The organism is Methylophaga sp. UBA4204 (genome assembly GCF_002379485.1).
GTDB lineage: Bacteria > Pseudomonadota > Gammaproteobacteria > Nitrosococcales > Methylophagaceae > Methylophaga.
The window spans coordinates 5,650-14,364 of record NZ_DFTU01000071.1 but is presented as its reverse complement, the minus strand read 5'-3'; the positions used below and the strand labels follow the sequence as shown (position 1 = coordinate 14,364).

The following is an 8,715-nucleotide window of genomic DNA, read 5'->3' as shown; positions in this document are numbered from 1 at the left end:
CTTTGGCGGCATTGCCCATACCCAAACGAATGCGTTGGGGCAGTTTATCCGAAGAATTTGTCAGGCCTGTGCATTGGCTGATTTTGATGCTGGGGGATGAGATTATTCCGGCCAGCTTGCTGGGCGTACAATCCAATCAGCTTAGTTATGGACATCGTTTCCATCATCCACAGGCAATTCGAATCAGTAGTCCCCAAACCTACGCGCCACAATTGCTTAGCGAAGGGCATGTGATGGTTGATTTTGCTGAGCGTCGCGAAGCCATTCGCGGACAGGTCAAAGAATTGGCCAGCCAACTGGGTGGTCAGGCCATTATTGATGATGAATTGCTCGATGAAGTCACCGGACTGGTGGAATGGCCGGTTGCATTATCGGGGGAGTTTGAAAAGCGTTTTCTGGAATTGCCCTCGCAGGCACTGATCTCTTCAATGCAGGGCCATCAAAAATATTTCCCGGTAGAAGATGCGGCTGGCAAGTTACTGCCATTTTTTATTACAGTGTGTAATATTGAAAGTCGTGATCCGGCGCAAGTTATTGCCGGTAATGAACGGGTAATTCTACCCCGGTTAAGCGATGCCGCATTTTTCTGGGATACCGATAGAAAACGTCCATTAGCGGATCGTCAGGAACAACTGAAAACCATCGTGTTCCAGAATCAACTGGGTACGGTCTTTGATAAATCCCAACGAGTTGCGAAACTGGCTGGTTTTATTGCGGGCAAAATTGATGGTGATATAGCGCTTGCTGAACGCGCTGCCATGTTGGCCAAATGTGATCTGGTCACTGAAATGGTCGGTGAATTTCCCGAACTGCAAGGCATTATGGGCAACTTTTATGCTCGTCTTGATGGAGAGCAGGAAGAGTTGTCTGCAGCGATGGATGAGCAATATCTGCCACGTTTTGCCGGTGATGCTTTGCCACAGGGCAAAACCGGACAGGCATTAAGTCTTGCCGAAAAAATCGATACCTTGTGCGGACTGTTTGGCATTGGTCAGCCACCATCAGGTGCCAAAGATCCGTTTGCCTTACGTCGTGCGGCGTTAGGCATACTGAGAATTATCATCGAGAATAATCTGGATTTGGATCTGGCTGAACTTATACAACAGTCAGTGCAAAGTTACGATAAACAGCTTACTGAAACAGAAATCGTGGCTCCGGTGATGCAATATCTGTTTGATCGGTTACGTGGCTATGCGGCCGATGCCGGCCATCATGGTGATGTATTTGAAGCCGTGCTTGCTTTGAAACCCACGCGTCCATTGGACTTTATGCAGCGTATGCAGGCTGTGTCCGCTTTCCGTGAGATGGAGCAGGCCGAAGCGCTGGCTGCAGGCAATAAACGGATTGATAATATTCTGCGGAAAAACGGTGCCTACGAAGCGGGTCATCAATTAAATCCTGATTTACTGGAAGAAACGGCCGAACAAAAACTGGCTGAGACCTTACAACAAGTCTCTGCAGATGTTGCTCCGATGATGCAAAAGGCTGACTACGCCGGTGTATTACGTCGTCTGGCCGATATGCGCGACAGTATTGATGCGTTTTTTGACGAAGTCATGGTTATGGCAGAAGATGAAGCAATTCGTCATAATCGTTTGGCGTTACTGAATCAGACTCGGGCATTGTTTCTGGGTGTGGCGGATATTTCCCGATTACAAAATTAGGATGCGTATATGTCGCTGATAATTCTCGATCGTGATGGTGTGATAAACCATGATTCGGATGATTTTATTAAATCTCCGTCTGAATGGGAGCCCATTGAAGGCAGTCTGGAAGCTATTGCGAGACTGAATTATGCCGGCTATCGGGTGGTGATCATTACCAATCAATCCGGCATTGCCAGAGGCTTTTTGGATGTCGAAACCCTTAATCGTATACACAGTAAAATGCGACGTATGCTGGCGCAGGTTGGTGGACGCATTGAAGCCATTTTTTTCTGCCCACATGGGCCTGATGATAATTGTGACTGTCGTAAACCTAAAGACGCAGCGTTTAAAGAGCTTGCCCATCGACTGCGGGTGAATCTGGATCATGTGCCTGCGGTCGGCGATTCGCTGAGAGATATTCAGGCAGCACAGTCTGCTGGAGCCAAACCCATTCTGGTGCGCACCGGAAAAGGTGAAAAGACTCTGAAGAAAGGTATCCCCAAGGATATACCAGTATATGACAACCTGGCTGCAGTGGCCGATGCATTGTTGGAAATCGTCATTTGATGCAAATTTTCCGTTCATTCATCTTTCTGATCGTTTACGCAATAACAGCCATTCTATTCTCGGTCATTGGCGTGCTAATCTGGCCATTACCGTTTAAACAGCGCTACTGGGTCGTTAGTCGTTGGGCGGTAATGAATATCTGGTTGTTAAAAGTTATTTGTGGATTGAGACTGGAAGTTGAAGGACGAGAAAATATTCCGAAAGAACCTTGTGTGATTTTATGCAAACACCAATCCGCATGGGAAACGTTGGCCTTACAGGCTGTCTTTCCTCCCCAGGTCTGGGTGTTGAAACGTGAATTATTATGGATTCCTTTTTTTGGTTGGGGACTGGCTTCATTGCGGCCAATCGCCATTGATCGAAATGCCGGCCGTCAGGCTTTGCATCAGGTAATTGAGCAGGGCAAGGAACGGTTACAATCAGGCGCAATGGTTGTGGTGTTTCCTGAAGGGACGCGTTTACCGCCTGGCACGATGGGGCGGTTTGGGGTGGGGGGAGCCCGTTTGGCGGTGGAAGCAGCTGTTCCAGTCGTTCCGGTGGCGCATAATGCCGGCAGCTTTTGGGCAAAAAAAGGCTTTCTTAAACGTCCAGGCGTGATCAAAATGGTGATTGGCGCTAAGATAGAGATTCAGGATTTGTCAGCTACGGCCGTTAATCAAAAGGCTTACGATTGGATGACATCAACCATGACCCAACTGGAAGGGAAAACACCGGTGCAATTTACTAAAGGTGAGCAGCGTGGCGAGAGCTGAAGGTATTTTACGGTTATTAATTATTGACGATTCGCTTACTGAAGCTGACGCTATTATTAATATATTACGCAGTGCAGGCCATGCGGTCAGAGCTGGACGTGAAGATGATTTTGACGCATTGGAGCAGTCATTAAGCAAGCAAAGCTGGGATTTGCTTATTTGCCGTGATAATTTGCCAGCGCTGGCTCCTGTTGAAATTGTTAACGTAATCAAACGCCTGGGTAAGGATTTACCATGCATTGTGATTACTGAAAATAAAGCCGCTGAAAAAGAATTGTTCCGGACCGGCGTTCAGGATGTTGTCTTGAAAGATGACATTGAACGGCTGAAGTTCGTTGTTGAGCGTGAACTGGATAATCTGTTTATGCGACGTCTTGGACGACGCAATGAACGTGCATTGCGCGAGAGTGAAAAACGCTCCCGAGCTTTACTGGAAAGCTCCAGAGATGCCGTGGCCTATATGCACGAGGGTATGCATTTATATGTTAACAGTGCCTACCTGAATCTGTTTGGTTATGAAGAACAGGAAGACATTGATGGTTTGCCAATTCTGGATTTGATTGATCCTGACGACCACGCCAAATTTAAAATGGTATTTCGTCAGTTTACTGAGCAGGTCGATTCGAAACCGGCTACGGTCACAGCTCAGTGTTTGAAGAGTGGTGGTTATGCATTTGATGCGGATATCGAGTTCAGCCATGCACAGGTAGAAGGGGAAGAATGTACTCAGGTTGTTGTTCGTGATCGCAATGTCGCCGTTGTTGAAGACAACGATCAACTACAACGTTTACGTGACTTTGATTTTCTGACCGGACTATACAATCGAACGCGTTTTGTAGATGCGTTACAGCTTGCAGTTAACCAGGCAGCTGAAAATCAGCAGGATTCTGCTTTGCTTTACATGGTGCTGGATGACTTTCAGCAAATTAAAGAGCTTGTAGGTCTTACGACCAGCGATGTTCTGATTAAAAGTGTTGCCGATCTATTGCTACAAACAGCCGAAGAGGGTGAAACGGTCGGCCGTTACGGTGATCAGATCTTTACCATTATTATCCCCAGCACCGACGAAAGTTTTGTGGATAAACGAGCCGATGATTTTTTGAAGAGCGTTGCTGATTTTGTTTCACATACCAACGGTAAAATGATCGATTTGCACTGTAGTATTGGGATAGCGCGTATCAGTGAAAATGTCGCCTCAGCCCAAACGGCTCTGGAGAATGCTGATAAAGCCTGTACTATTGCCCAGCATGCTGGCGGCAATCAGACAGCTCGATTCCAGGAGAAAATGCCCCAGAGTGATTCAGGCGAACTTTCTGCTTGGAAAACAGTGTTGCAAAATGCCCTGAACAACGATTTATTCAATATTCATTTTCAACCCATTGTTGCTTTGCACGGTCCTCAACAAGAGTTCTATGACGTTCTGTTAAGATTGCAGGACGGAAACAAAATCTTGCGAGCGGAGGAGTTTATTCAGCATGCTGTCAAGTTGCAGATGATGGCAGAGGTGGATAAATGGGTCATACGCACAGCACTTAAAATGCTGTCAGAACATCAAAAAACGCATCCTAAAACACGGTTTTTTATTAAACTTTCTGAACAGACTCTGCATGAAAAAGATTATGTAGACTGGTTATCAGCCACCCTTTCAGCACATAATTTGACCGGGCAGGCGCTGATATTTGAGATCAGTGAAACAGCTGCCGTGGATAATATTGAAGACACCAAAAATACTATTGCCAAACTTAAGGCCATTGGCTGTGAATTTGGATTAGAGCATTTTGGTTCCGGTATAGGATTTTCGCATAGTCTGAATGTGCTTGATGTTGACTATCTGAAAATCAACGGTAATTTTGTCGAAAATATGGCGAACGATACTGAAAATCAGGCAGCCATAAAAGCGATAATCGATATGGCAAAGCAGGCTGAAAAACCCTGTATTGCCGAGTTTGTCTCAGACGCAGTCAGTCTTGCTCTTTTATGGCGGTTGGGTGTTGATTACGCCCAAGGTTATTATATTCATAAGCCTTCAGATAAGCTTGATTACAACTTTGAAGACGAAGATCTCTAATCAGTTTAGAGAAGGTTCTGATAAATATAACAGGCTGATTTGAAGTGCAAAATCAGCCTGTTAAGCGTTAAATGCGACCGGAACGTAATGCTTCAATCCGTTTTTCAAGCGGAGGATGCGTCATAAATAATGCCGAAATCCCTGCACGTCCACCTGAAATACCAAATGCATGTAATTGATCGGGTAAAGCCTCTTCGGCAGTGCCTGCCAGGCGTTGTAAGGCAGCAATCATTTTTCCTGAGCCAACAAGCCTTGCTGCGCCGGCATCGGCACGAAACTCCCGCTGACGACTGAACCACATCACGATAATACTGGCGAGAATACCCAGCACTAATTCAGCAATGATTGAGGTAATCCAGAAAGCTGGACCATGTCCTCGTTCGGTTTTGAAAACCGTCCGGTCCACCAGATGGCCAATCACTCTGGATAATACGATAACAAATGTATTCACCACCCCTTGAATCAACGCCATGGTCACCATATCGCCATTCGCTACATGACTGACTTCATGTGCCAAAACAGCTTCTACTTCATCCTGTGTCATCGATTGCATCAGACCACTACTGACCGCGACCAGGGCATTGTTACGATTCATGCCGGTGGCAAAAGCATTAGGTTGCGGTGATTGATAGATGGCCACTTCAGGCATACCAATGCCCGCCTGTTGTGCCTGACGTGACACAGTATCCACCAACCACTTTTCAGTTTGATTTTTGGGTGAAGTAATTACTTCTGCGCCGGTCAGGCGTTTTGCTGTCCATTTTGAAATAGCCAGAGAAATGAATGAACCGCTGAAGCCAATAATTCCCGCAAAAATAAGCAAGGAGGTCATATCTAAACCAGAACCTTGCTCATCCAAAAGACTATCTATACCGAGCAGTCGCATTGTCACGCTTAATACCGCTAACACCGCAATATTGGTGGCAAGGTACAACATGATTCGTTTCATTCGAGATTCCTTGAGATTAAGTTGTCAGTAATATGGGTCAGCAACGGACTGTTTTCAAGCGGCAACCGCTAAATTTTGAACCAATATAGTGGCCAGATGATGAGCATTATTCTGCTCGGTTTCGTCTAGCATTAAACTGCAAATGATGTCACCTTTATCGATAACACTTCCTTCGGCAGGCAAGTCATGGCAATACTCTGGCCAGTCAAAATCCACCGGGATAATGATTTGTTCCGGAGCAAAACAAAACCATAAGATTCGTTTTTTTGCAGGAAGTTCAAGCGCTGTTTCAGGCATACCCCCCGTCAAACTCATCAACTGCCAACTGATAATGGGAGCATGATCCGGCAATAACTGACAGGAAGCGGTAGGACGTGGATTCAGTTCCAGCAGAAAAATTTCGCCGGATGGCTTGAGAATAAAATCCAATGACATCAAACCGATTAACGACAGATGTTCAGTCAGTTTTTGTAATGTCTGATGGAGAAAGTTTTGTTGTTTTAACTCAATTTGGAGGCCACTTGAGATAGCGTTTAGACTGAAGTTATACAGGCTGAGATTAACAGGAAATTGCTCATTGAAAAGTAATAACTGAATGTCATCCGCTGCAGCCAGAAACAGCACGGACCCACTGATACCCTCAATATATTGTTGATAATATCGGTCGGGACTTTCTGGTACCAAATTTGCTTCAACAATGTGTGTTCCTCCCCAACTGGCAGCCGATTTGGCTAGCCATTTACTATTTTCCGTCTGGGGTTTTTGGAATGTTGTTGGAGGATGCGGTAAAGATAATTTTTCCAGTATCGCAATCCATTTTTCAGGGAGGCAAATCTGCTCAAAGCACTCATATGAGGGCCCTGCAAATTTGATATGAGCGGGTAACTTTGGCAGAGCAGGATAAAAACGTTCGATACCGGTGCCACAGATTAACCAGCATGGCTCATCATCACTTAAGGTAATAATGGTCTGTAGCCATTGATGTTCTTCAAGGTTATCCAACGCAGATAGTTGCAGAAATCTATCTGCAGCGTCGAGGGTATCAATGTCAGCAAAGCAATCAGCTACACGGAGGGTATAACCCTCCCGTCTAGCCGATTGCGCCAGCATTCTTGCGCTTTGTGCAACGATCAACAGGAGCATCGGATGTTCAGCCATTACTGGCTCCTGTACTTTCTATGCTTAAACCAGTTTACGAGCACCTTCAAAGGCATTACGGAAATCCAGATAAACAGGTTTATCACTTTCCAGTGTTTCTCTGAGTAATGCTTGCTGCAGTTTATATTTCACATTACCAACTGCAAGTGCGCCGATACCGACAGCATTTGGACATTGTGGGGCAAATTTCAGCGGTTCGCCGTTATCCATTAACTCGAGACCTTCAATACCCAGTGGGGCAACGGCGTTTACATCGCCGGCCACTTTAAGTTTTTTAGCATCGCTCAACACAGAAGCATTCAAGACCTGAATACCTGCTTTAGCGGTACAGAAGACCACATCAGCATCGCTTAACAAACGGGCTTTATCTGCATCAGATGCAGCAGTGGTGGCTCGTAAGTTTACCCCGTAACGTTTACGGGCCTCATCAGAAAACTGCAGAGCGGTATCCAGTGAAAAGTGATCAACAATTGTGGTTTCAGCACCTTGCAGTGCGGCAATTACTGCGGTGGCAAGTCCCACTGGACCAGTACCGCCAAACACAACCGCTTTAACACCTTTGTAATCCTGTTTGAATTGTTTCTTTAATTCACGTTCGACACAGGCCACCAACGCCGCTGCAGTGGTAAAAGCACCACTTGGATCTGCAAATACCGGAATTTCGAATGGAGGGACCATTGCAGACTTAGCTGCATCAAGCATATCCATTGCCAAGCCAATATCTCTTCCACCGATAAACATACCCGTCTTTTTTACACCGGCAGGGCCACGAGAAAAAATGGCGTCTTGCGTTAAGCCAGCAACCTCTTTCAACTCAACGTTATTGTAAGGCATGATGATGTCATAACCGGCATCCAATGCCATGTTGATATCAAACGGACTGTTTTGTTTCATAGGGTTGAGCATATGAATGATGGAGCGCTTGGACATGTTAATCCCTCACTGTTTATTAAAATGTAAAGTCTTGCCGTCGATTGTAATGCCAGCACCCTTATTAACGCCAGCAGCACTAATTAATTCAATATTCTGCAATTGAGGATCTGCGTCAATCACGCCACGTAGCTCGTCGATAAGCTGATCCGCCTGAGACTGACTCTCGGTAAATACGCAGGATGTTGGACCCCATGAGCTTTGTGCCATGCCGTTAAAGCCCAGAGACTTGCTGTGTTCCATCAATATGGCTATGGCTTTGCTGGTGTACTGGCCACCTTGTGCTGGGGCAAAATGCTGACCAATCAGGGCTTGAATTTCGCTCACGGCGGAACCGAATAATTGAATATCCTGCTCAATTAATGCGGGGAGTAGCTGCATCAACGTCAAGTGACAAATACGCTGGCAGTGCTGTAAAGGGAACGTAGGCAATTGCTGAAATGCCTGGATTTCAGTTTGACCATGAATGCCCTGATGGCTTTTATCCATCAACATTACCAGTCGCCACTGAGAGGGGAAGTCATGCTGAAATAATCTGACCGGTGTCTGTGAGTTAGGCCCTAAGCCCGCATCTACTACAAAACCACCGGTATCAAAGGTACTGATCCCAATTCCTGATCGCTTTCCACGATCCATTGCCAGAGC

7 protein-coding genes and 1 pseudogene are annotated in these 8,715 nt (G+C 46.0%); 4 read left to right on the top strand and 4 right to left on the bottom strand.

Annotation, left to right across the window (positions count from 1 at the left end; all coding sequences use genetic code 11):
* The 4 genes from glyS to B3182_RS10305 all read left to right on the top strand — a co-directional run.
* Positions 1–1,664, top strand: a 1,664-nt coding sequence (gene glyS, locus B3182_RS10320; RefSeq protein WP_292752667.1) for a glycine--tRNA ligase subunit beta, incomplete at its 5' end; no start/stop codon positions are given.
* Between the two features lie 9 nt (positions 1,665–1,673).
* Positions 1,674–2,213, top strand: a complete 540-nt coding sequence (gene gmhB / locus B3182_RS10315) for a D-glycero-beta-D-manno-heptose 1,7-bisphosphate 7-phosphatase (RefSeq protein ID WP_292354660.1) — start codon at positions 1,674–1,676, stop codon at positions 2,211–2,213.
* Positions 2,213–2,965 carry a lysophospholipid acyltransferase family protein gene (locus tag B3182_RS10310; RefSeq protein ID WP_292354662.1) on the top strand — a complete coding sequence of 251 codons (753 nt, stop codon included), beginning with the start codon at positions 2,213–2,215 and terminating at the stop codon, positions 2,963–2,965. The genes gmhB and B3182_RS10310 overlap by 1 nt, the downstream gene beginning before the upstream one ends.
* Positions 2,952–5,033, top strand: a complete 2,082-nt coding sequence (locus B3182_RS10305) for an EAL domain-containing protein (protein WP_292354664.1) — start codon at positions 2,952–2,954, stop codon at positions 5,031–5,033. Before B3182_RS10310 ends, B3182_RS10305 begins: the two co-directional genes overlap by 14 nt.
* Before the next feature lie 67 nt (positions 5,034–5,100).
* Here B3182_RS10305 and htpX read toward each other — a convergent pair whose 3' ends face one another.
* The 4 genes and pseudogenes from htpX to B3182_RS10285 all read right to left on the bottom strand — a co-directional run.
* Complete coding sequence (gene htpX / locus B3182_RS10300) at positions 5,101–5,982, bottom strand: protease HtpX (protein WP_292354666.1); 882 nt, start codon at positions 5,980–5,982, stop codon at positions 5,101–5,103.
* A gap of 54 nt (positions 5,983–6,036) precedes the next feature.
* A complete protein-coding gene (locus B3182_RS10295) occupies positions 6,037–7,140 on the bottom strand; it encodes an ATP-grasp domain-containing protein (RefSeq protein WP_292354668.1) in 1,104 nt (367 codons plus the stop codon).
* A gap of 24 nt (positions 7,141–7,164) precedes the next feature.
* Positions 7,165–8,070, bottom strand: a complete 906-nt coding sequence (locus B3182_RS10290; protein ID WP_292354669.1) for an NAD(P)-dependent methylenetetrahydromethanopterin dehydrogenase — start codon at positions 8,068–8,070, stop codon at positions 7,165–7,167.
* A gap of 9 nt (positions 8,071–8,079) precedes the next feature.
* Positions 8,080–8,715 (bottom strand): annotated as a pseudogene (locus B3182_RS10285) (beta-hydroxylase); the annotation flags it as partial.